General features: G+C 40.4%; 23 protein-coding genes. 8 read left to right on the forward strand and 15 right to left on the reverse strand.

Going from position 1 to position 24,469, the window contains the following annotated elements; genetic code table 11:
* Positions 1–39: 39 nt before the first annotated feature.
* From AACV00_RS10565 to yfbV, 4 genes are all read right to left on the reverse strand, one after another.
* Positions 40–1,869 carry an SLC13 family permease gene (locus AACV00_RS10565; RefSeq protein WP_036895279.1) on the reverse strand — a complete coding sequence of 610 codons (1,830 nt, stop codon included), beginning with the start codon at positions 1,867–1,869 and terminating at the stop codon, positions 40–42.
* A gap of 109 nt (positions 1,870–1,978) precedes the next feature.
* A complete protein-coding gene (locus AACV00_RS10570) occupies positions 1,979–2,641 on the reverse strand; it encodes a sugar phosphatase (RefSeq protein WP_071233525.1) in 663 nt (220 codons plus the stop codon).
* Between the two features lie 34 nt (positions 2,642–2,675).
* On the reverse strand, positions 2,676–3,170 hold the full coding sequence (locus tag AACV00_RS10575; RefSeq protein WP_023843594.1) for a YfbU family protein: 495 nt from the start codon (positions 3,168–3,170) through the stop codon (positions 2,676–2,678).
* A 140-nt stretch (positions 3,171–3,310) separates the two neighbouring features.
* Positions 3,311–3,766, reverse strand: a complete 456-nt coding sequence (gene yfbV / locus AACV00_RS10580; RefSeq protein ID WP_004243712.1) for a terminus macrodomain insulation protein YfbV — start codon at positions 3,764–3,766, stop codon at positions 3,311–3,313.
* Between the two features lie 391 nt (positions 3,767–4,157).
* Between yfbV and ackA the strand changes: the two genes are divergently transcribed.
* The 5 genes from ackA to AACV00_RS10605 all read left to right on the forward strand — a co-directional run bounded on the left by ackA (position 4,158) and on the right by AACV00_RS10605 (position 11,239).
* Positions 4,158–5,360, forward strand: coding sequence for an acetate kinase (gene ackA, locus AACV00_RS10585; RefSeq protein ID WP_004243716.1), 1,203 nt, complete (start codon positions 4,158–4,160; stop codon positions 5,358–5,360).
* A 77-nt stretch (positions 5,361–5,437) separates the two neighbouring features.
* Positions 5,438–7,582 (forward strand): phosphate acetyltransferase, encoded by a 2,145-nt coding sequence (gene pta, locus AACV00_RS10590; protein ID WP_110706585.1) that lies wholly within the window; start codon positions 5,438–5,440, stop codon positions 7,580–7,582.
* Between the two features lie 336 nt (positions 7,583–7,918).
* A complete protein-coding gene (locus tag AACV00_RS10595) occupies positions 7,919–8,062 on the forward strand; it encodes a Hok/Gef family protein (protein WP_004247166.1) in 144 nt (47 codons plus the stop codon).
* Between the two features lie 396 nt (positions 8,063–8,458).
* On the forward strand, positions 8,459–8,602 hold the full coding sequence (locus AACV00_RS10600; protein ID WP_017827865.1) for a Hok/Gef family protein: 144 nt from the start codon (positions 8,459–8,461) through the stop codon (positions 8,600–8,602).
* 237 nt (positions 8,603–8,839) lie between these two features.
* Complete coding sequence (locus tag AACV00_RS10605; protein ID WP_049211784.1) at positions 8,840–11,239, forward strand: membrane-bound PQQ-dependent dehydrogenase, glucose/quinate/shikimate family; 2,400 nt, start codon at positions 8,840–8,842, stop codon at positions 11,237–11,239.
* A gap of 77 nt (positions 11,240–11,316) precedes the next feature.
* On the opposite strand, the gene alr is transcribed toward AACV00_RS10605, so the two are convergent.
* The 4 genes from alr to AACV00_RS10625 form a co-directional block, all read right to left on the reverse strand.
* Positions 11,317–12,540 (reverse strand): alanine racemase, encoded by a 1,224-nt coding sequence (gene alr, locus AACV00_RS10610; RefSeq protein ID WP_161680432.1) that lies wholly within the window; start codon positions 12,538–12,540, stop codon positions 11,317–11,319.
* Positions 12,541–12,928: 388 nt separating this feature from the next.
* The gene (locus AACV00_RS10615) at positions 12,929–14,185 is read right to left on the reverse strand and encodes a PTS ascorbate transporter subunit IIC (protein ID WP_004243721.1); all 1,257 of its coding nucleotides are present in this window, start codon (positions 14,183–14,185) and stop codon (positions 12,929–12,931) included.
* A gap of 10 nt (positions 14,186–14,195) precedes the next feature.
* Positions 14,196–14,483, reverse strand: coding sequence for a PTS sugar transporter subunit IIB (locus AACV00_RS10620; protein ID WP_012368108.1), 288 nt, complete (start codon positions 14,481–14,483; stop codon positions 14,196–14,198).
* A gap of 29 nt (positions 14,484–14,512) precedes the next feature.
* Positions 14,513–14,956 carry a PTS sugar transporter subunit IIA gene (locus AACV00_RS10625; RefSeq protein ID WP_004243724.1) on the reverse strand — a complete coding sequence of 148 codons (444 nt, stop codon included), beginning with the start codon at positions 14,954–14,956 and terminating at the stop codon, positions 14,513–14,515.
* Positions 14,957–15,182: 226 nt separating this feature from the next.
* On the opposite strand from AACV00_RS10625, the gene AACV00_RS10630 reads away from it, so the two are divergent.
* The gene (locus AACV00_RS10630; protein WP_004243725.1) at positions 15,183–16,229 is read left to right on the forward strand and encodes a LacI family DNA-binding transcriptional regulator; all 1,047 of its coding nucleotides are present in this window, start codon (positions 15,183–15,185) and stop codon (positions 16,227–16,229) included.
* Here the strand turns inward: AACV00_RS10630 and yfcD are convergent.
* Complete coding sequence (gene yfcD, locus AACV00_RS10635) at positions 16,226–16,768, reverse strand: NUDIX hydrolase YfcD (RefSeq protein WP_004243726.1); 543 nt, start codon at positions 16,766–16,768, stop codon at positions 16,226–16,228. The genes AACV00_RS10630 and yfcD overlap by 4 nt on opposite strands.
* Before the next feature lie 196 nt (positions 16,769–16,964).
* On the opposite strand from yfcD, the gene AACV00_RS10640 reads away from it, so the two are divergent.
* Entirely contained in the window at positions 16,965–17,579 is a 615-nt protein-coding gene (locus tag AACV00_RS10640) for a glutathione binding-like protein (protein ID WP_004250689.1), read from the forward strand.
* A gap of 64 nt (positions 17,580–17,643) precedes the next feature.
* Positions 17,644–18,549 carry a TIGR01777 family oxidoreductase gene (locus tag AACV00_RS10645; protein ID WP_049256230.1) on the forward strand — a complete coding sequence of 302 codons (906 nt, stop codon included), beginning with the start codon at positions 17,644–17,646 and terminating at the stop codon, positions 18,547–18,549.
* Positions 18,550–18,568: 19 nt separating this feature from the next.
* On the opposite strand, the gene AACV00_RS10650 is transcribed toward AACV00_RS10645, so the two are convergent.
* From AACV00_RS10650 to accD, 6 genes are all read right to left on the reverse strand, one after another.
* Complete coding sequence (locus AACV00_RS10650) at positions 18,569–19,150, reverse strand: UbiX family flavin prenyltransferase (protein ID WP_004243729.1); 582 nt, start codon at positions 19,148–19,150, stop codon at positions 18,569–18,571.
* Positions 19,151–19,271: 121 nt separating this feature from the next.
* Positions 19,272–20,789, reverse strand: coding sequence for an amidophosphoribosyltransferase (purF, locus tag AACV00_RS10655; protein WP_004243730.1), 1,518 nt, complete (start codon positions 20,787–20,789; stop codon positions 19,272–19,274).
* A 30-nt stretch (positions 20,790–20,819) separates the two neighbouring features.
* Positions 20,820–21,311: a colicin V production protein gene (cvpA, locus tag AACV00_RS10660; RefSeq protein WP_004243731.1), complete on the reverse strand. Its 492-nt coding sequence runs from the start codon at positions 21,309–21,311 to the stop codon at positions 20,820–20,822.
* A gap of 182 nt (positions 21,312–21,493) precedes the next feature.
* Positions 21,494–22,132 (reverse strand): cell division protein DedD, encoded by a 639-nt coding sequence (gene dedD, locus AACV00_RS10665; protein ID WP_004243732.1) that lies wholly within the window; start codon positions 22,130–22,132, stop codon positions 21,494–21,496.
* Positions 22,122–23,420 carry a bifunctional tetrahydrofolate synthase/dihydrofolate synthase gene (folC, locus tag AACV00_RS10670; RefSeq protein WP_036918656.1) on the reverse strand — a complete coding sequence of 433 codons (1,299 nt, stop codon included), beginning with the start codon at positions 23,418–23,420 and terminating at the stop codon, positions 22,122–22,124. Before folC ends, dedD begins: the two co-directional genes overlap by 11 nt.
* Positions 23,413–24,375, reverse strand: a complete 963-nt coding sequence (accD, locus tag AACV00_RS10675; protein ID WP_004243734.1) for an acetyl-CoA carboxylase, carboxyltransferase subunit beta — start codon at positions 24,373–24,375, stop codon at positions 23,413–23,415. Before accD ends, folC begins: the two co-directional genes overlap by 8 nt.
* Positions 24,376–24,469: the final 94 nt, after the last annotated feature.

Raw genomic sequence — 24,469 nt, forward strand, 5'->3', positions numbered from 1 at the left:
TAAATGAAACTAAACGGCGTTTTTACAAAAGATAACAGATTAAAATGGGAATAATAGCGGTATTAAGAAAACGCTAATCAACATCACAATGATGGTAAAAGGCACCCCTATTTTAATAAAATCAGCAAATTTATAACCACCAGGCTCAAGGATCAGGGTATTAACCGGGGATGATACAGGTGTCATAAACGCCGCCGATGCAGCAACACCAATAACCATTGCAAAAGGTAACGGAGAGACATTCATTTGATGGGCCGCTGCTATTGCAATCGGTGCCATTAACACCGCCGTTGCCGTATTAGAGATAAATAAACCAATAGTGGCACAAAGTACAAATAAACAGACTAACATAACCTGTGGCCCAGCATTCCCTGCTACATCCATAAGTCCATTAACGATAAGCTCGATACCCCCAGTTTTTTGCAATGCAGCCGCAAAAGGCATCATCCCGACAATCAAGATAATACTTGGCCAATGAATAGAACGATAAGCACTTTCCATATCTATACAGCGAAATTTTCCCATCAATAAGCAAGCAATTAACGCGGCAATAAAGTTAGGTACTTCATTGGTCACCATTAATGCAACCATTAATGCTAATGAAAAAAGTGCATGTGGTGCTTGCGATGAGGCCGGTGCAACAGTATCAATTTCAGCCGCTAAATTTAATACAATAAAATTACGCGGTTTTGTCGAAAGTATACGAATTAATTTCCAATCACCAATAACCAGTAACACATCTCCCAGACGTAATGGCTCATCAACAATTTTCCCCGGTAAAGCACTCCCTTCACGGCGAATAGCCACAACGTTTAGCCCATAACGTGTACGGAATTTGATTTCTCTTAATGATTTTCCTAATAATTCTGAGTCAGGGTTCATAGAGACTTCCGCTAATCCCACATCACGAGATTGCTCAGAAAAATACTCTCCACGTAACACCATCGGCTCTAACATTTGTTCACGACAGAACTCTCGTAAATCTACCTCACTTGCTGACATATCCACTAATAGGACATCTCGCTCTCTTAATTCAGTGCCTCCCGTCGCACTGACCATAACACGCCGAAAACGCCTCCAGCGTTCAATACCGACAACGTTTGCTCCATAGCGAGAGCGTAAATGTAATTCATCTAGAGAGTGACCTATCAGTGGTGAGCCTTTACGTATGGCTAAGCGACGTGCACGCCCTGCTAATTGGTAATCACGGATAAGATCACGAAAAGTACGACGATAAACCTCTTTTTGCTTACCCCCTTCACTTGAACCTAACCAACGACGTACCACCAGCATATATAATACACCCGCAATTAATACAGCGATCCCTATTGGGGTAATAGAGAAAAACTGAAAACTGGGTAGCCCTTCCCTAACTAATTCACTATTAACCACCATATTAGGCGGTGTCGCAACTAGGGTCATTAAACCACTAATTAACCCCGCAAAGCCAAGAGGCATCATTAATCGACTGGGAGAAGTTTTCATCCGTGCCGCCACACTGAGCACCACAGGAATAAAAATAGCCACCACCCCTGTCGAGCTCATAAAAGCCCCTAAACTTGCAACACAGATCATTAATAGCACCAGCATTTTTACTTCGCTACTACCCGCAACTCGTACTAGCCAATCTCCCATTTGATATGCCACACCTGTTCTTACTAATCCTTCCCCAATAACAAAAAGGGCCGCAATCAGTAATACGTTCGGATCGCTAAATCCTACCGTGGCTTCATTTAATGAGAGTGTGCCGCTAAGAACAAAAGCGACGATGACAAGTAAAGCGACCACATCCATGCGGATTTTGTTGGTCGTAAAAAGGACAATAGCTATCAATAGCAGGCTTAAAACCCATAATAATTCGCTATTCAAAATGGCCTCGATCAGCAATAAGTGAAAACAGATTAATACGTCAATTCACTGCATTGATAAGTAGACCATTTTTACCAATATAAATCTCGTTATATGATCAAATAAATGATTAACATTTATGCTTAATAACGACTTGCTGATTTTCTTTGTCAATTTGTAAATCATTTAATGAATCAATGATTAAATCAATTTCATTACGACGAGGAAGGGAAATCGGAGCATGTACGGCAATAACCTGACACCCGGCATCTAAACCAGCATAAATACCTGCAGCAGCATCTTCAAAAACCACACACTCTTCGGGAGCCAAGCCTAATTTTTTTGCCCCTAAAAGGTAAGGCTCAGGGTTGGGTTTCCCTTGAGTGATACATTCTGCCGTCACCCAATGTTTAGGCTCTGGAATACCTGTAACTGACTGACGAGTAGAGGCAATTGGTACTGTGCCTGAGGTGACAATTGCCCAAGGGATCGCTAAGTCGTTTAAGCGATTAATGAGTTCGATAGCCCCCGGAAGAGGGGCTAATCCTTCTGTTTGTGTCGCTTCTAACTTTTCTAGCCAACGAAAAGTCTCTTCAATCTGTGCTTGCGTAGCATTAGGCATAAAATGGCGAATCGACTCAATGGCCGGCTTTCCATGGATATAGTTATTAATTTCTTGTGTTGATACCCCTACTCGCTCACCAAATAGTGCCCAACAGTATTCAACAACAGGCAATGAATCAACTAATGTACCATCTAAATCAAAAAGAAAGCCTTTACAGGTGATTGTCATATTTTATGCCTACCTTATCGTGATGCGTTAATAATTACGCATTCAGTATTTGTTGGATCTCAACACTGCTTAGGTGATATTGACGTGGACAGGCTAACCAAACAGCCAGCATTCTTTGGTATTTCTCCCACATAGGCGTTTGAGAGTTAAAACCATGACTACCACTATCAAAATGCGTATATCGCCCTTCAGTATTGACCATAAAGCGTACATAGCTAAGATAACGAGATTCTGTTGCTGCATCAAAGCCCATAAATGCCACTCGACGAGCATCCGGCATTTCTGGTGATTTTAAATTTTCTCGAGAAACTTGCAATGCATGGTACATTTCCATGATGTTAATAATGGTTCGGCAGGTCTCTTCTGACATCTCATCAAAATCGCGGTCTAATTCACGTAATTGTAATCCATAACCACGTTCAATAATTGTCTGATAGCGACGATAACGTTCAGCGTTATCAGGATCCATCATGGTCATCATTTTATATTGATTAGAGAGGATCAAGCGTTGTGCGTGTGTCATTTCCATCATTAATTCTCCAAAGAAATTATTGGAGAGAGCATGGCATTAATCAAAACACTTGAGTAGTGCTAACAACACGTTTTTTGATCTAAACAGGGGTAATTTTAATCCATTAAATAACCCATGAAGAAGGTAGAACAAATGTTCTACACATCATCAAGAAAAGAGCGATCAAGTTGCTTAAAAGCACGTTTAAGCAAATGCGCTAATGAGAGATAGGTTGGCGTCTTTTCTACTGGGGCTAATGCAATGCCCGCTTGCTCAAATTTTTCACGAATTTCATAAAACCAATTGAGTAACACAGCGGGTAATGGCGTTGCAGCGCGTTTTCCTAACCACCATAATCCTTGCATTGGCAAGCTACAGGCAAAAAGTGCAGTAGTGATCGCCGGCCCCAAATCGCCACCTAATGCAATTTGCCAGGTTAATGTAAAAATAGCGATAGGAGGCATATAACGTATGCCAAAACGCGTTGCTTTTATCATTCTATTTTCAGGAAAAACTGGGGCTAATTGCTTCTCAACCGGCCAGGTTTTTAGATACTCGTTCCCTAGGCGTAACTTTTTAAAGAAACCTGGGGGAGTCACTGTCGGTTCGTTCATAATGACCTCAATCAATTTTTTCTATAACTTTTAAAAAACATCTATAAAGAATAAAAATCTTTTAGTAGAATTAAGTATATTTTGTCTTTGTTGCCTTTACTCTGTATCCTGTGCTCATTCTAAAGGTTTGTGGCAATAAAGCGCTATATTTTGTTTGCCGGCGTGATTTTCAACCCTTTTCGCCGATTTTCGGGCAAAAATTTTGGGGTGAATAAAAATCGTCCAATTGATGATTGGCAACTATAATTAGCATCAAGTTTTTTACCCTAAGCATGATGCGTATCATTAATGTCATCATAGTAATGCGATAGGCTTTTATGAGTGACGTTTTATTAACCATCGTCTTTATAATATAAAAGACACTACGACAACAAGATAAATAGGTAATTCCATGTCAAGTAAGCTGGTGCTGGTACTGAACTGCGGTAGTTCTTCTCTTAAGTTTGCAATTATTAACCCAGAAAATGGTGAAGAATTCCTTTCAGGCTTGGCTGAGTGCTTCAACCTTCCTGAAGCCCGCCTGAAGTGGAAAATGGATGGTCAGAAACATGAAGCGGCTTTAGGCGCTGGTGCTGCCCACAGCGAAGCATTAAACTTTATTGTTAATACTATTCTGGCTGAAAAACCAGAACTTTCACAACAAATCGCAGCAATTGGTCATCGTATTGTTCACGGTGGCGAGAAATTTACTAAATCTGTCGTCATTACTGACGAAGTCATCAAAGGTATTGAGGCGGCTATTCCATTTGCCCCATTACATAACCCAGCTCACCTTATTGGTATTGAAGAAGCGCGTAAAGCCTTCCCTCATTTAATTAATAAAATGGTGGCAGTATTTGACACTGCATTCCACCAAACAATGCCAGAAGAAGCTTATCTGTATGCTCTGCCATACAGCTTATATAAAGATCACAGCATCCGCCGTTACGGTGCTCACGGAACTAGCCATTTCTTTGTTTCCCGTGAAGCAGCTAAAATGTTAAATAAACCTGTTGATGAACTGAACGTAATCACTTGCCATTTAGGTAATGGTGGTTCTGTTTCTGCTATTGTTAACGGTAAATGTGTTGATACTTCTATGGGTTTAACACCATTAGAAGGTTTAGTCATGGGTACTCGTAGTGGTGATATCGATCCTGCTATCGTGTTCCATTTACATGACACTTTAGGTATGAGCGTTGAAGATATTAATAAACTGCTCACTAAAGAATCTGGTTTATTAGGTTTAACGGAAGTTACTAGTGACTGCCGTTATGTTGAAGATAACTACGAAACAAAAGCTGATGCTAAACGTGCAATGGACGTTTACTGCCATCGCTTAGCAAAATATATCGGTTCTTATTGTGCACTGATGGAAGGTCGTTTAGATGCCATTATCTTCACTGGGGGTATCGGTGAAAATGCAGCAATGGTTCGTGAATTATCACTGAAAAAACTCGCTCTATTAGGTTTTGAAGTTGATCATCAGCGTAACTTAGATGCACGTTTCGGTAAATCAGGCACCATCACTACCGATAACAGCCGTCTTGCTGTTGTTATCCCAACTAACGAAGAGTTAGTTATCGCTCAGGATGCTAGCCGCCTGACCGCTTAAGTTTTTTGATGTACTGCCAGTGTTATGCTGGCAGTACTGTTTCACATAACGAGCAACCGATATTTAAAGAGGTTTCCGTGTCCCGTACAATTATGCTAGTCCCAACTGATACACGCGTAGGTTTAACCAGCGTCAGCTTGGGTGTAATCCGTTCTATGGAACAAAAAGGCGTTCGCCTTAGTGTATTCAAACCTATCGCACAGCCTCGTGTTAAAGGCGCATTAGATCAAACCACTGCGATTATCCGCTCTCACTCCACAATTCAATCCGCAGAACCTTTAAATATGGATTACGTTGAGTCATTACTCAGCTCCAATAAAAAAGATGTTCTGATGGAAGAAATTGTTGCTAGATATCACGAAAATACTGCTGATGCAGAAGTTGTACTGATAGAAGGCTTAGTGCCAATGCGTAAGCACCCTTTTGCACAATCTTTAAACTATGAGATTGCCAAAACATTAGGTGCTGAAATTATTTTCGTTACTGCATTAGGCAACAACACCGCTGAGCAGTTAAAAGAGCGCATTGAATTTGCTCGTGCTGAATTTGGTGGTGTAAAAAATCAAAATATCACAGGTGTGATTGTTAATAAATTAAATGCCCCTGTGGATGATCAAGGTCGTACTCGCCCTGATTTATCAGAAATTTTTGATGACTCAAGCAAAGCGATTATCTCTAATATCGATTTAAATACCATCGAAAAAAATAGCCCACTTCCTTTATTGGGTTGCATTCCATGGAACTTCGATTTAATCGCTACTCGTGCTACAGATATGGCAAAACACTTAAATGCGACTATCATCAATAAGGGTGATATTGAAACTCGTCGTATTAAGTCTGTGACTTTCTGTGCTCGTAGTATTCCACATATGTTAGAGCATTTCCGCCCAGGTTCATTGCTTGTCACTTCTGCCGATCGCCCAGATGTTTTAGTTTCAGCATGTCTTGCTGCAATGAATGGCGTTGAAATCGGTGCTATCTTACTCACAGGTGGTTACCAAATCGATGCACCAATTAAACAATTGTGTGAGCGTGCATTTGAAACTGGTCTACCTATCTTTATGGTTAATTCAAACACTTGGCAGACTTCATTAAATCTGCAAAGCTTTAGCTTAGAAGTGCCAGCAGATGACCATGAGCGTATCGAAAAAATTCAGAACTATGTTGCTCAACATATCAATAACCAATGGATTGATTCACTGACAGCAAACTCTGAACGTCCTAATCGTTTATCACCACCAGCATTCCGTTATCAATTAACGGAATTAGCTCGTAAGGCGAAAAAACGCATCGTATTACCTGAAGGTGATGAACCTCGTACCGTTAAAGCCGCGTCTATTTGTGCTGAACGTGGTATCGCAACCTGTGTACTGTTAGGTGATCCTGAAGAAATTCGTCGTGTTGCTGCAGCACAAGGTGTTGAATTAGGTACAGGTATTGAACTCGTCAATCCTAAAGAAGTACGTGAAATTTATGTACCTCGCTTAGTTGAACTGCGTAAAAACAAAGGTATGACAGAAGTTGTTGCTCGTGAACAGTTAGAAGATAACGTTGTTCTCGGTACCTTAATGTTAGAAAAAGGCGTCGTTGATGGTCTTGTTTCTGGCGCTGTTCATACAACCGCTAACACTATTCGCCCACCACTACAGTTAATTAAAACTGCACCCGGTAGCTCATTAGTGTCTTCTGTGTTCTTTATGCTATTACCAGAACAAGTCTATGTTTATGGTGACTGCGCAATTAACCCAGATCCAACCGCAGAACAACTGGCTGAAATCGCTATTCAATCTGCAGACTCAGCAAAAGCGTTTGGTATCGACCCACGCGTTGCGATGATCTCTTACTCTACAGGTAACTCAGGTGCTGGCAGTGACGTTGAAAAAGTGCGAGAAGCAACTCGTTTAGCACAAGAAAAACGTCCAGATCTGATTATTGATGGTCCTTTACAATATGATGCGGCTGTAATGGCTGACGTTGCTAAATCTAAAGCACCAAACTCACCTGTTGCGGGTAAAGCAACTGTGTTTATCTTCCCTGATCTAAACACCGGTAACACTACCTATAAAGCAGTACAACGTTCAGCAGACTTGGTTTCCATTGGACCAATGTTACAAGGTATGCGTAAACCTGTTAACGACCTTTCTCGTGGCGCGTTAGTCGATGATATCGTCTACACTGTTGCATTAACTGCAATTCAAGCAAGCCAACAAGAAAATGCCTAATTATTGAATTCACTTCAATAAATTATAAAAACGCCAGATTATCACTGGCGTTTTTTTATAATGGTTGATAAATCAAAGAACGCATTACAAACCCCACTTATAAAACAAAATAACCCATTGATTTAATAAATCTTTTTAGCTTTGTTTTGCCAAAATAAACAGAGACACACGGCTATTTTCTGTTAGTATACAGGCGGGTGCTTGGATCATTTTGGTTCAAGCATTTGCAAGGACCAAAAAGACGAAAGCCCCGAATTCTATTTACATAAAATTCGAGGCAGTCTCAAGCCATCAACAACTTGATTCTGTCTCCTTTAACAAGGAGTGTCAAGAGAAATGACTAAGCTTGCCCTTATTGGGCTGATTACTGTATGTATTACAGTTTTGTGTTTTACCCTACTGAGACATGAAAGATTATGCTCTTTTAATATCAGCAGTGGTAACACCCTAGTTCAAGCGAATTTATCTTGCGATAAATAGCTTTGTGGGGGAATTTTCCCCCACAATTTCTCACCCAATGTTGTTGCGCCTTGTGTTCACAAGCACCCTACTTTAAACAATCATATCACTTGCGTTCAATATATATCACGGACGTTTTTAAATAGATCATAAATCAAACAACGCATTATAAACCCCACTTATAAAACAAAATAACCTATTGATTTAATAAATCTTTTTAGCTTTATTTTGGCAAAATAAACAGAGACACACGGCTATTTTCTGTTAGTATACAGGCGGGTGCTTGGATCATTTTGGTTCAAGCATTTGCAAGGACCAAAAAGACGAAAGCCCCGAATTCTATTTACATAAAATTCGAGGCAGTCTCAAGTCCAGACAACTTGATTCTGTCTCCTTTAACAAGGAGTGTCAAGAGAAATGGCTAAGCTTGCCCTTATTGGGCTGATTACTGTATGTATTACAGTTTTGTGTTTTACCCTACTGAGACATGAAAGATTGTGCTCTTTTAATATCAGTAGTGGTAACACCCTAGTTCAAGCGAATTTATCTTGCGATAAATAGCTTTGTGGGGGAATTTTCCCCCACAATTTCTCGCCCAACGTTGTTGCGACTTGTGTTCACAAGCACCCTACTTTAAATAATCATATCACTTGCGTTCAATACTAATGCTAGTGTTTTATATTAAAATTTCTCATAAATGCATATTAATGCAATGGTTGTTAGAGACAAACAGGTGAGCTAATAAATTATTGTCTATTCTATTTATAAGATGGTAAGAAAGAATAGGACGATAGCATTATGAAAATATCACATTTCTATCGATGGATAGTATTCATCATACTCACAATATTGGCTCTTTACTTTACTGTACTCGGAGGGTATTTAGTTTCATTAGCAGGATCGCCTTTTTATCTCTTTACCGGTGTCATGCTTCTTATTATTGCAGCTTGCTTTCTAAGTCGAAGGAAAAGCACCCTATTACTCTTTAACTTTCTATTTTTAATAACGATTGTCTGGAGTATCTGGGAGTCAGGATTTGATTTTTGGGCACTCGCCCCTCGCTTAGATATTATTTTTATTCTAGGCTTACTCCTTATTCCTTTCACACTCAATAATAATGTTTACACTTGTCGTACCAATAAAATTGGCTTATTCACACTATTAGCCACAACACTTATCATTATATTAGGTAGTTCACTAACCGATCCTCATGCCATTAATGGTCAATTTACACAACAACAGCCCACCAACTCTATATCTCCTATCGGAGTAAATGATAATGACTGGCCCGCTTATGGCAGAACGCAAGCCGGAATACGCTATTCACCATTAACTCAAATCAACAGTGATAATGTTGATAAGTTAGTTGAGAAATGGACTTTTCATACCGGTGATGAAAAAAGAGCTAATGATGCCGTTGAGATAACCAACGAAGTTACGCCTATAAAAATTGAAGATAATCTCTTTCTATGTACACCTCACCAATATTTAATTAGCTTAGATCCCGCAACAGGTAAAGAGAAGTGGCGTTTTGATTCTAAATTGCAATATAACAAAAGCTTCCAGCATATGACTTGCCGAGGGGTTGCCTATTATAATCAAAATAATAGTGCCGAATTTGCCAAAAGCCTCGAAGTTCGCCAACCAAGCATATCAGATGAATGTCCTGAAAAAGTCTTTCTTCCAGTCAATGATGGCCGCCTAATCGCAGTTAATGCGCAAACGGGTAATGCATGCCGTGATTTTGGTCAGAATGGAGAAATCAATCTGTTAGCTTCTATGCCTTATGCTTATTTGGGTGGATATAACCCAACATCTCCCCCTATCGTCACCGGTAATACTATTATCATTGGTGGCTCTGTTACTGATAACTTATCAACTCAAGAGCCTTCTGGTGTGATCCGTGGCTATGATGTTAATAGCGGAAAATTAATATGGGTATTTGATACTGGCGCAGAAGATCCCAATGCGATGCCAGGTAAAGAGACTCAATTTGTTCATAACTCTCCTAATGCATGGGCGCCTTTAGCTTATGATGCACAAACGGATGTGGTCTATATTCCGACAGGAGTAGGTACACCCGATATTTGGGGAGGCGATCGTCATCCATTAAAAGAGCGTTACGCTAATTCAGTTTTAGCACTAAAAGGGTCGACAGGTGAGCTATTGTGGCATTTCCAAACCACCCATCATGATTTATGGGATATGGATGTTCCTTCGCAACCATCACTGGTTGATATCAAAACTGATAAAAATGAAACAATACCTGCCATTTATATCGTCACGAAAACAGGGAATGTGTTTGTTCTTGATAGAAGAGACGGTACACCTATTGTTCCCGTAACAGAAAAACCCGTTCCTACCAGTGTCAAATATGGTCCACAAACACAAGGTGAGCATTACTCACCCACTCAGCCTTTTTCAGCACTTAATTTAGCACCCAAAAATAAGTTGCAAAGTTCAGATATGTGGGGTGGCACAATGGCAGATCAGCTGTTATGTCGTATCGCTTTCCATCAGTTAAATTATGAGGGAATTTATACACCACCATCAGAAAACGGTACGCTTGTTTTTCCTGGTAACCTCGGTATTTTTGAATGGGGCGGTATTTCTGTTAATCAAGATAGACAAGTCGCGGTAATGAACTTTATTACCTTGCCTTTTATCTCAAAACTTTATTTAAAAGATCCTCAAAACAGTCAAGCAATTGACGCAGGCCACGGAGAGCAAGGTTTACAACCCATGACGGGAACACCTTATAGTGTTGATATTCATCCATTCTTATCACCACTAGGATTACCTTGTAAACAACCCCCTTGGGGATTTGTTGCTGGTGTTGATTTAACAAAAAATGAGCTTGTTTGGCAACAACGATTTGGCACCATTAGGGATAGTTTGCCTAATTTAGTGGAATTACCACCATTAAAAATTGGTGTTCCTGGGCTAGGAGGCGCTATCTCAACCGCAGGTAATGTGATGTTTGTTGCTGCTTCTCAGGATAATTATATTCGAGCATTTAATGTGACGAATGGCAAAATGTTATGGGAAGCACGATTACCCGCAGGTGGACAAGCAACGCCAATGACCTACTCTATTGGAGGCAAGCAATATGTGGTCATTATGGCCGGCGGACATGGTTCATTTGGTACTAAAATGGGCGATAGCTTAGTGGCTTATGGGTTACCTGATAATTTATAGCTTTAAGTTATCAATAATATCAGGCGATTGTTATTTTCAATCGCCTTTTTATTATTTGGTAACACTCACAACCTAGCTTAATCAACTAATACCCGTTGATTGGTTGCTCCCCATAAAATTGACATTTCGGTAAACAATGCACCACTGATATCTTCAATTTCTTCTGCGGTAATTTCGCTATTACCTTGTTTGCCAAAAAATACAACTTCATCACCTGGTTTGATATTGTTAAGATTGGTAATATCAACCATAACGGTATTCATTGATATTTTTCCTAAAACAGGTACGCGTTGCCCAGCAATTAATGCATGCCCCGCATTACTAAAAACGCGACGATAACCATCTGCATAACCTACAGGAATATTAGCTAGTACTGAGTCACGTTTTAATGTGTAAGTACGATCATAGCCAACCGTATTACCTTTAGGATAATAATTGATTGAAGCAATGTTGGATTTAAAGGTCATCACACGTTTATAGTCTGTACTCGCAATGGTATCACCATAAAAAATACCTCCCACACGTACCATATCCAGCCATGACTCAGGCACGGTAATTGTCGCAAAGGTATTTGCCATATGTAATGTGACATTGTTACGCTCTAATCCCATCACCTCTAACACTTGCTGAGATTGTTGCTTAAAACGAGCCAGATCTTCCCTTACTTTATTAGCATCTTCTTCGGGATAATGAGACATAATACCAACCACTTTTAGGTTAGCTAATTGAGAAATTTGTTTTGCTTTTTCAAGCCCAGATTTATTATCGACCTCTAAACCATTACGAGACATGCCACCTGAATTTAATGCTAAATGAATAGGAATGACTTTATTTTGTTGCTTGGCAATAGCATCTAATCTTTTTGCCATATCAAGATCACCAATTAACTCTTCTACGTTATAGTTGGTTGCCTGTGCCATTTCTTGTTCTGTCGCATTACGTACTCGCATTAAACGGCCTTTAAATCCTAAATCACGTACTTCTTTTAATTCTTGGTTATTTGTTACACCAATACATTGCACATTATTTTCTATCATAATTGGGGCAACTAACGATAAATCATGCCCATAAGCATCTCCTTTTAACACTGCACAAAGAGAGGATTGCTTACCTAATAATGATTGGACTTTTTTTACATTAAAGTCGAGTGCGCTTCGTGAAATTTCAATCCATGAATTATTGACAATAGCAGGCTGAGCTTGAGCCACTTGAGTTGCTGGTGGATTATAATTTACAGGCTGTTGGCAAGCAGTAATAACGAAAAGTGGTAATAACGCAAGATATCGAATAGCTAAAGACATCTTCTTTCTTCCTTAGTGATTATGATGTTAAACCTATTTTTATAATTAATTAGGCACAAAAATATACACTTTGTGAATATTCACTTAGGATAATAGCATTATTATTCATATAATAAATATAAAAATTCATCTCTGCATACATACCAAGTAAGAGAGAAGACTTGATGATAATTTATCCCCGTGTATACGGGGATGAACCGACAGATGCGCCACTATCGACAAAGACACACATGTGTTCCCCGTGCATACGGGGAACACTCTAATCATAATAGATTGAATCTATAAAGAAAATTTAAATACACTATTTCTACCAAAAAAATGCCCGACGGGTTAAAAAGTCGGGCATTTATTAAAATTCCACTAATAAGTAATATCAACGTCGGTAATATTAACGAACAATAATCCCTAATAGAATACCAATCACACCAAAGTCTGCATCACTAAATGTGGTATTGGCAATACCAATATCACCAAGTACGGGTAATAAAAATACGGGTAAGAAAGTAATCAATAAACCTTGAGCAAAAGCACCTAAAATAGCGCCACGGCGTCCCCCTGTGGCGTTACCAAATACGCCTGCAGTTGCCCCCACAAAGAAATGAGGTACCACCCCGGGTATAATCACAGTCCAATCTAAAGCATAAAGAATAAACATGCCAATGACACCCGCTGCAAAACTACTCAGAAAACCGACTAAAACGGCATTAGGTGCATAAGGAAATACCACGGGACAATCAAGCGCAGGTTTTGCATTGGGGACTAACTTATCAGAAATGCCTTTAAATGCAGGAACAATCTCTGCAATCACCATACGTACACCTTGTAGGATAATATAAACACCTGCCGCAAAGGTGATGGATTGCATTAAGGAGAACATAAACCAGTTTTTACCACCACTAACTTCACGAACAAAAGTGTCACCGGCAAATAAACACGTAATAATAAAAATTATGCCCATGGTGAAAGCGATCGCAACTGGCGTATCACGCAAAAAGAGTAAACTCTTAGGTACATTCATCTCTTCCGTTGAATGCGCTTTATTGCCAAATTTACTACCAATAAAACCAGATACAACATAGGAAATAGTAGAGAAATGGCCTAATGCGACATCATCAGAGCCGGTGATCTTTTTCATATAAGGATGTGCAATGGCTGGGAAAAATACCATTGATACCCCAACAACTAATGAACCTACTGCAACTAATACCGCCCCTTCTAAACCCGCTGTTGCCAAAATCACCGCGACCATCATCGACATAAATAAAGTGTGGTGACCCGTTAAGAAAATATATTTCCACGGTGTTAAGCGTGCAATTAATATATTGATTAACATGGCAAAGAACATAATCAGTGCCATCTCTTTACCAAAGCTTTTTTGTGCAATAGAGACAATGGCTTCGTTATTAGGTACAACACCTTGAATGCCAAATGCATGTTGGAAAATCGTTGAGAAATCACCAAGCGAGTTAATGACTAAACCTGCCCCTGCACCTAAAATAACAAAACCCATAATGGTTTTAACGGTGCCCTTAATACATTCTGTCGCAGGTTTTTTCTGAGCAATTAAACCAATCAATGCGATTAAACCCACCAATATAGCAGGCTCTGAAAGCACATCGCTCATTAGAAAGCGGAAAAAGTCCATACTAGGCTCCTTATAGCGCGCCTAATTCACGTAATGCGGTCGAAAGTTTCTCTTTCATCGCGACTTTATCAATCATATTATCTAAAGAAACAATTTTGCCATTGACCGCTTGAGCATTAAGTTGTTCCGCAATATCACGAGTTCCCACATAAATATCACTCGGTGTCCCTTTTGCCGAACCTAAATCGACATGATCAACATCAGCATTGACGGCCAGATCTTTTAAAATACTTTTGATGCTCATTTCCATCATTAAGCTACTGCCTAAACCATTTCCACATACAACGGTAATTTTCATCATATTCCCCTTGGTTATTTAAAATTGAATTAATAGTGATTAATAACAGCCAATACTTCTGCCTTACTTTTTGCTTGCAACAAAGTGTCTATATCATCTTGGTTATCAAAAAGTTCAGCTAATTTCACAATGGCATTAATATGGCTATCGTTATCTGTTGCGGCTAAAACAATTAAAAGTTTCACCGGATCATTTTCATCAGCACCAAATTCCACCCCTTTTTCGATGATAGTTAATGCTAAAGAGAGCTGATTAACCCCTTCTTCAGGACGTGCATGAGGCATAGCAATACCTGGCCCTAATACATAATAAGGGCCTATTTGCTCGTGTGATTTATAAATCGCATCAACATAACGAGGCTCAATACAACCTTTGTCAATTAATGGCTGACAGGCGATTTTAATTGCTTCACGCCAATCTTTGACTTGTGGGATCACTTGTACCACATCCGGTGTTAATAATGTTTTAAGCATATTTATAACCTCAGTAAGGTGCTTTTTTGATCTCTGTATTAAGGATAATAATCACTAATGGTAGCGCTATCTAGATAGATTATGTGTAATTGTGATAGCGCTATCATTTTGATGAAATGTTAATTGCGAACAAGTGCAACAATTGACACTGTATTGTTTCTGCAGAGTGAGAAAATTTCAGGTAGGATCTGCGAATTAAAAATAAAGCCGAATAAATCTGATCACGATGATAAAAACACGTAAACGCCGAAATACAGGTCGCGTCACTTTACAAGAAGTTGCTAAACATGCCGGAGTCGGTTCAATGACCGTATCTCGCGCATTGCGTACGCCTGAATTAGTGTCGGATAAATTAAGAGAAAAAGTTAACCAAGCAGTGGCAGAGTTGGGATATATCCCCAATGCCTCAGCAGGGGCCTTAGCTTCCGCTCAAAGCCATATTATTGCTGTACTACTGCCCTCTTTTACTGATAAAGCCAGTGCTGATTTTATGCAATCATTGCAGCAGATCCTCAGCCGTCATCATTATCAAATATTAGTGGGATGTTATGAATATCAGCTCCATAAAGCAACTGATGTGATTAATATGCTATTACAGAGTAACCCTGCCGCATTAGTTGCCTTTGGCTCCCAATTAAGTGATGTACAGTTCTTACATATCAGTAATGCCAATGTGCCTGTTGTCAGTGTCGCGAGTCAATCTAATGAGCAATCTGCAATAAGTATTGATTGCGGTTATGAAAAAGCGGCATTTGATTTAACCCATTATTTAATTCAGCAAGGTAAACGTTGTGTCGGCTATGTTGGTGCGCTACAAGGACAACGTTTACACCACCAGCAAATTACCGGCTGGTCGCGTGCTTTATTAAAAAATTATTTAAATGCTGAGCAAAGTGTTACTACGCCCGACCCCGCTTCTATGGCATATGGTCGACAAGCATTAACAGAGATTTTATTACGTCAGCCCGAACTAGATGCCGTTATTTGTAGCCATGAGAGTATTGCTTTGGGAATGATGTTTGAGTGCCAACGAAGATTAATTAAAATTCCCCAAGATCTCGCTATCGCCTGCTTAGAAGGCTCTGAAAATAGCGCCCAAATAGCACCTTCCCTGACATCTATACATTTTAATTACCATAAAATAGGTAAAGAGGCAGGTAAGCACCTAATTGCACTATTGCAACATTTACGTGATGAGGTTGATAACGCTATGTTTGAAAATACCGTTATCAACTATGCTTATCGTTTAGAACTCGGACAAAGTACCCCTTAGTCAGTGGTTTCTTTTGTGTCCAAGCGAGTACTATTATTTCGCGTTAACCATAGAGAGAGTGCTTTAAGTGAATCAGGGGTAAATTCATCACAACGTTCCGTGATTTCTAAGGGAGTAAGCCAGCATACTTCCTCAATTTCTTCTGGCTGTAATGCAAATGGCCCATGTGATACACAACTAAATAAGCTTCCCCAAACGCGGCAACTCTCATCGTCATAATAGAATTGTCCATGTTCGGCAAAAGGAACTCCGGCAATACCTAGCTCTTCTTCTGCTTCACGACGTGCACTTTCGAGTGCATTTTCACCTTGTTGTACTACACCACCCGCGGTTGCATCTAACCAACCTGGATAGAAATCTTTTGTTTCAGTACGGCGTTGTGCCAAAATTTTTCCCATGCCATCGTGCACGACAATATAAGTTGCTCGGTGACGTAGGTTTTCTGCTCGCATTTGTTGACGTGTTGCTTGTGCAACAACTTCATTTTTTTCATCAACAATATCAACCCACTCGACCACTGCCGTATTTTCTTGTTCCATCCTCAACAAACCTTTTTTAATCGATGCTAAACGATCGTAATTTTTATCCTGAATATACCAAAATCACCATATTTCACCACTATAATAATCATAGGTAATTTGCTTTATTCATCTTGCGATTTTTTGCTTTTTATGATGTTACTAGGCAGACTGTAAAATATACGCTATTGAATATCACCTTATTGCGGAGGTTTTTATGATCGATCTTTATTATGCAAACACCCCGAATGGCCAAAAAATTACGCTTTTCCTCGAAGAAGTCGCCATGCCTTATACTTTGCATCATGTTGATATTGGCAAAGGTGATCAATTTAAACCCGAATTTTTAGCTATATCACCCAATAATAAAATTCCTGCTATTGTCGATAATGCTCCCGCTGACGGTGGTGAGCCACTCTCTATTTTTGAATCAGGTGCTATTCTTATCTATTTAGCAGAAAAAAGTGGCAAATTACTTAGCCATGATCTGCGAGAAAAAATGACCCAACTGCAGTGGCTATTTTGGCAAGTGGGGGGATTTGGTCCTATGCTTGGACAAAATCATCACTTTACCCGTTACGCCCCTGAAAAAGTACCTTACGCAATTAATCGTTATACAAAAGAGACCGAGCGTTTATATCAGGTGTTAGAGAGCCGACTCGCTCAATCTCCTTATCTTGGTGGAAACGATTATAGCATTGCTGATATAGCCACCTATACTTGGGCTCGTTACCATGACACACACCATATTGATCTAGCAGATTATCCTGCGGTAGAAAAATGGCTAAATACAATAAGCCAACGTCCAGCAGCCAAAAAACTGTTTGGTTAGTGACTAATCTCACCTATCAGGATGATACAACCTTAATTAGGATAGAGTAATCAGGAGGATGGTGATGAATATACTTATCACAGGTGGAACCGGATTAATTGGCAGAGCACTTATCTGCCAACTCGCATTAGATAAACATAATATTACCGTACTTTCCCGTTCGCCACAGAAAGTCTACTCTCATTTCTGTAATGAAATGACGTGTTGGACTCATTTAGATGATAAAGAAAACTTAAACCAATTTGATGCAGTGATTAATCTTGCTGGAGAACCAATTGCAGACAAACGCTGGACACCGGAGCAAAAACAAACGTTAGTTAATAGTCGATGCAAATTAACCCAAAAGCTGGTGGATTTAATAAAAGCCAGCGACTCTCCCCCTAGTGTTTTAATTTCTGGCTCTGCGGTGGGTTTTTATGGTGATCAAGGTGAAAATAATGTCACTGAAGAGACGCCACCTAAGGATGAATTTACTCATCAACTCTGTGCCAAATGGGAAAATATTGCACTCGATGCACAAACGCCATTAACACGGGTGTGTTTGCTACGTACTGGTATTGTACTCTCTACAAAAGGAGGGGCATTACCTAAAATGAGCCCGCCTTTTAAATTAGGTTTAGGGGGAAAATTAGGTAATGGTAAGCAATATATGCCATGGATACATATTGATGATATGGTCAATGCCATCGTATTTTTACTTAATAATAACAATACCCAAGGCGCCTTTAATCTGACAGCCCCTCATCCAGTACAAAATAAAGCATTTACCACGACTTTAGCTCACGTACTGAAACGCCCTGCATTTATGACGGTTCCTGCCACAATATTAAAATTAATGATGGGAGAAAGTGCCACATTAGTTTTAGGTGGGCAACAAGCGTTTCCTAAGAAACTGCTCGATGCAGGATTCAGCTTTCGTTACCCACAACTGGAAGGCGCTTTAGAAGATATTATTCGCCATAAAAAATAGTCACTCGTCACACAGGGGATCAACGGGCAGGTTTATCCCCTTGCCAACGCTGAAAAAGATCATCCGGCAAGTCAATGTCAAATTGATCAAGCACTCGATTTACTGTCTGATTAACAATGTCATCGATCGTTTTAGGCTGAAAATAAAATGCAGGTACTGGTGGCATAATGATGGCACCAAGCTCAGCAGCTTGAGTCATTAAACGTAAGTGCCCTAAATGTAACGGTGTTTCGCGTACACATAGCACTAATTTACGTCCTTCTTTTAACACGACATCAGCGGCACGTGTCACTAACGTATCAGTATAGCTATGTACAATACCGGAGAGGCTTTTAATCGAACAAGGTAAAATAACCATACCATTGACCCGAAACGAGCCTGAAGAGATAGTCGCCCCTATATCTCGATCGTCATAAATAATATCAGCTAAAGCATGAATATCTTTGAGAGAATAATCCGTTTCTAATGAAATGGTACGACGCGCCGCTTGACTGATCACCAAGTGAGTTTCTACGGTTGGCACGGATTTAAGTATTTCTAATAAACGAATACCATAAATTGCGCCACTGGCACCTGTTAGCCCGACAATCAGCTTTTTCATTATAATCCTCAGAATATATATCTTTGTTAATCATTATGATGATTAACCCTCAAAAAACAAGCGCCGATGTAGTGTTACGCTAGCATCGACGCTTGATAAAGGTGGCTATTTTAACGGAAAATTAGCCTTCGTTATAGATTTCTAAGTTCTCAGCTTCATGTTGATCACGAATTTTATGTTCATCATCACGACGTAAATTTTCAAGGTAATCTAAATAGCCTTGATCAATATCTTTTGTGATATAGACACCATCAAATACAGAGCATTCGAATTGGTTGATATCTGGATTTTCTTCTTGAACAGCGGCAATTAAATCAGAGAGATCTTGAAAAATAAGTCCATCAGCACCAATCAGTTTACGTATTTCATCCACTTCACGCCCATGAGCAATTAATTCATTGGCATTAGGCATATCAATACCATAAACATTAGGGAAACGCACTTCTGGAGCGGCTGAGGCAAAATAAACTTTTTTAGCCCCCGCTTCTCTCGCTAACTCAACAATTTGCTCTGATGTTGTGCCACGTACGATAGAGTCATCGATAAGTAACACATTTTTATCGCGAAATTCTGCACGGTTGGCATTTAGTTTACGACGTACTGATTTACGACGCTCTTGCTGACCGGGCATAATAAAAGTACGTCCAACATAACGATTCTTCACAAAACCTTGTCGATAAGGTTTATTTAAGATGTGGGCAATTTCTAATGCAATATCACAAGAAGTTTCAGGAATAGGGATCACCACATCTATTTGTAAATCTTCCCACTCTTTAGCAATTTTAGCGCCGAGCTTTTGCCCCATACGTAGACGGGCGTTATATACGGAAATTTTATCAATAAAAGAGTCTGGGCGCGCAAAATAAACATACTCAAATAGACAAGGCACTAATTGCGGATTTTCAGCACATTGACGGGTAAACAGTTGTCCTTGCTCTGTGATATAAACAGCCTCACCGGGTGCTACATCACGCAAGAATTCAAATCCTAGTGTATCTAGAGCGACACTTTCAGACGCAACCATATACTCACTGCGTCCATCTTCTAAAGTACGTTTGCCTAACACTAAAGGACGAATGCCATAAGGATCACGAAAAGCTAATAAGCCGTGGCCGATGATCAAAGCAACGCAAGCATAAGCGCCACGTAATTTTTTATGCATAGCCGCAACAGCGGTAAAAATATTATCTGGCTCTAGCGGAAAATGATCGAAGCGATCTAATTCATACGCTAGCACATTGAGTAAAATTTCGGAGTCTGAGGTGGTATTGATATGTCGACGAGCAGTTTCAAATAATTGACGACGCAGCAAATGCGCATTGGTTAAATTACCATTATGTGCAAGTGTGATCCCAAAAGGTGAGTTAACATAAAAAGGTTGCGCTTCTGATGCACTCGAACTGCCCGCGGTTGGATAACGTACATGTCCTATTCCGATAGTTCCTTTTAAACGCAACATATGACGCGTTTCAAAGACATCTTTCACCAGCCCATTTGCTTTGCGTAGACGAAAACCGTTATTCTCATCAATTGTTGCAATGCCTGCTGCATCTTGACCTCGGTGTTGTAACACCGTTAACGCATCATAAATCGATTGGTTTACTGGATTAACTCCAGCGATACCGACAATACCGCACATGAAAAGATCCTCATCAGCCAGACGGAGAGGTTACATTTTCTCCGACACGAAACTTGACGCATTTTGTAGGTAGTCAAAGAACCACCTAATAATATGGTTGAATTGAGGAATAAGCTCAGAACGTTGCCAATCGGCACTGTCTGCCATAGGAGTAAAAGCACCCAAGACAAAAAGTAACGCTGATACAATCAGCACACCTCTTAAAGCCCCGAAACAGATCCCCAACACACGATCTGTACCTGATAACCCTGTGCGTTGAACAAGAGAGCTAATCACATAATTAATCACCGCACCGACAATTAGCGTTGCAATAAACAGTGTGACAATCGCAATCCCGTTACGAACCAGCTCATCTTCAAACCGAGTAAAATAGACGGCTAGATAAGGATAAAACTGACTTGCAACAAAAAAACCACAACCCCAGGTGATAAGTGATAATGCTTCACGAACAAAGCCACGGATCAGGCTAACTAATGCAGAAAAACCGATAATGGCAATAATGGCGTAATCTATCCAGACCATAAATCTCTATCCAATAATGATGCCCCGCATTAATACGGTAGCATTCTAACAGAAAACGAAAACGTTTGCGTAACCCTAATTTTCGATAATTTTAAAATAATTTACGGCGACATGAAAAATCATAATCGCCGCAATAAGTTAACACCTTGTTACTTCACTCATCTGATGTCTCATCAACATAGTTATGGTTTATAGGCTCTTACTTCACCTTGCAGGCCTGTTAGCTCTTTAAGGCGAGGTAACATCGCCTGTAACTCTGCTTTTGAGGCATTAGGCCCAATATAGATACGTGTCACTTTTCCTGAAACAGGGCGAGCAGGCACGGTATATACTGGATAACCGGAGAGATGCATTTTTGCAATAATTTCTTCAACCTTCGCCGCATTTTTCAAGGCACCTAACTGCACAACCCAAGCCTCACCTTTCGGCGCGGTTGTTTCTGATACCGCCGGTGGCGGAGTAGTTGGTGGCTCTACAGGCGGATTAACCACTTTAGGTGGCTCAACAACCGGGGTTGATGGTGCTACTTGAGGCTCCGATACTTCAGGAGTAGAAACTTGAGGCTGTTCAACCCCCGTTACCGCTTCAGAGATCATCGCCTCAGAAGCACCCTCTGATGGCGTTGACGGTGTCGTGGTTTGCTCAATCGGCGCTATTGATTCAATATCTTGCTCATCACCGGGTTTGGGGACTAAAGGAATAGAGGCAAATTGGTCTTCGTTATATTTCTTATCGCCGTCAAATAATGTAGGAAGAAAAATAACCCCTACCGCCACAAGAACAACGGCTCCGACTAAGCGATTTTGAAATTTACTTGCCACTCGCACTCTCCTTTTCCAATAGTTCCATTACATGAGCAACGGTATGGAATGATCCACATACAACCACAATATCATTTTTTTGCGCCTCAGATATTGCTTGTTGCCATGCTTGCTCGACACTATCAAATACTGCCGGATAGTCGAGGTGCTGAGCTAATACCTGGGCTGATGCGCCACGAAACTCATTCAATGGCGCAACATACCACTGATCGGCTTGAGGGGATAAACACGCTAATGTACCCGCAATATCTTTATCACCCAGCATACCAACAACAATGCGCACTTTGGTATCAGAATAACGCGGTAATTGCGCCAGTTTTTCGGCTAAATATCCAGCAGCATGCGGATTATGAGCAACATCAAAAATAACTAATGGATGCTGCGAAATTATCTGAAAACGTCCCGGCAACTGAGCTTTACTCATTCCCTCAACGATACTTTGATGGGTGATCCCTTGACTCACTTTATCATCGGTTTTCAATAAGCAGCGTATTACTGCCATTGCCGTACCTGCGTTGGCTAAGGGAATATTAGGGATGGGAAGTTTTTCAAACTGCTTATCTGCACTACGCCAATGCCAGTGATCACCATCAATAGAAAATGACCAATCAACACCACGACGAAATAATTTAGCCTGTTTCTGTTGCGCGACTTGTGCAATAGAAAGTGGCATATCTGGCTCGCCTACAACAGCATAGTGATTTTTACGGAAGATACCGGCTTTTTCATGACCAATATGCTCTCTATCAGCCCCTAGCCAATCGGTATGATCAAGGGCAATACTGGTGATAGCTGCAATATCGGCATCAACAATATTGGTCGCGTCTAAACGCCCCCCTAACCCAACTTCAAGAATAACCACATCAAGCTGAGCTTGTTGAAATAGTTTCAATGCCGCGAGTGTGCCGTATTCAAAAAAAGTCAGCGAAATATCGCCTCTGGTTTGCTCTATTTCAGCAAATACTTGACAAAAATCAGCTGGTGAAAGCTCTTTACCTTGAATGCGAACACGCTCGGTATAACGGACAAGATGAGGTGAACTATAAACCCCCACTTTCAATCCTGAAGCCATCAAAATTGACTCGAGCATATGGCAAGTGGTTCCTTTACCATTAGTACCCGATACAGTGATAACTTTAGGGGCAGGACGTAATACATTCAGTAATTGACCTACCTTGCCCACGCGCTCAAGTCCCATATCAATAGCACTTGAGTGTAAGTGTTCAAGATAAGAAAGCCACACCGACAAAGGCGATGTGGCTTGAGGAGCAGTTATGATATTAGACATCTTCTTTTTTATTCGTTTCGATGTTAATTTCTGGCTCATTGTCAGAAGATTCGATGTCATCAGCGATCATTTCTTCGCCTAGCAGTTCATCTTCGTCTTTCGCTAAATCATACTGAGTCAGCTTAGCCAGTAATTCAGCTAGCTCATCACGCATTTCAGGACGGCGAACTATCATATCTATCGCCCCTTTTTCTAGCAGGAATTCACTACGTTGGAAACCCGCGGGTAATTTCTCACGTACAGTTTGTTCAATAACACGTGGACCGGCAAAACCAATCAAGGCTTTCGGCTCAGCAACATTAATATCGCCTAACATTGCTAAACTTGCAGAAACGCCACCCATAGTAGGATCGGTCATCACTGAGATATAAGGTAAACCACGCTCTTGCATTTTAGCTAATGCGGCACTGGTTTTTGCCATTTGCATTAATGACATCAATGCTTCTTGCATACGTGCACCACCACTTGCAGAGAAGCAAATCAGTGGACAATTATCTTCTAATGCTTGTTCAACCGCACGAACAAAACGCGCACCCACAACAGACGCCATAGAGCCGCCCATAAATGCAAATTCAAAAGATGCAGCCACAACAGGCATTTCTTTTAACGTACCTTTCATCACCACTAGGGCATCTTTTTCATGGGTTTGTTTCTGAGCCGCAGCAATTCTGTCTTTATATTTTTTAGAGTCGCGGAATTTCAGAATATCTTTAGGCTCTAACTCACTGCCCAGCTCAGTCGTGCTTCCTGTATCAAGAAAAGTTTCTAAGCGACGGCGTGCTGAAATACGCATGTGATGATCACATTTGGGGCACACTTCTAAATTACGCTCTAATTCTGCGCGGTAAAGTACTTGCCCACAGCTATCACATTTTGTCCAAACCCCTTCTGGGATATTGGCTTTACGTGAACTCGTGATATTGCTTTTATTAAGAATTTTTTCAATCCAGCTCATTAACGGACCTTTTCGTCTGAATCTGACCTTCGCCAGTTTATACTCGTCATATTTTAAGTTGCAGCATGTTGACTGCGTTAATTGCACAAGTCAC

The organism is Proteus sp. G3927 (genome assembly GCF_963894685.1).
Lineage (GTDB): Bacteria > Pseudomonadota > Gammaproteobacteria > Enterobacterales > Enterobacteriaceae > Proteus > Proteus mirabilis.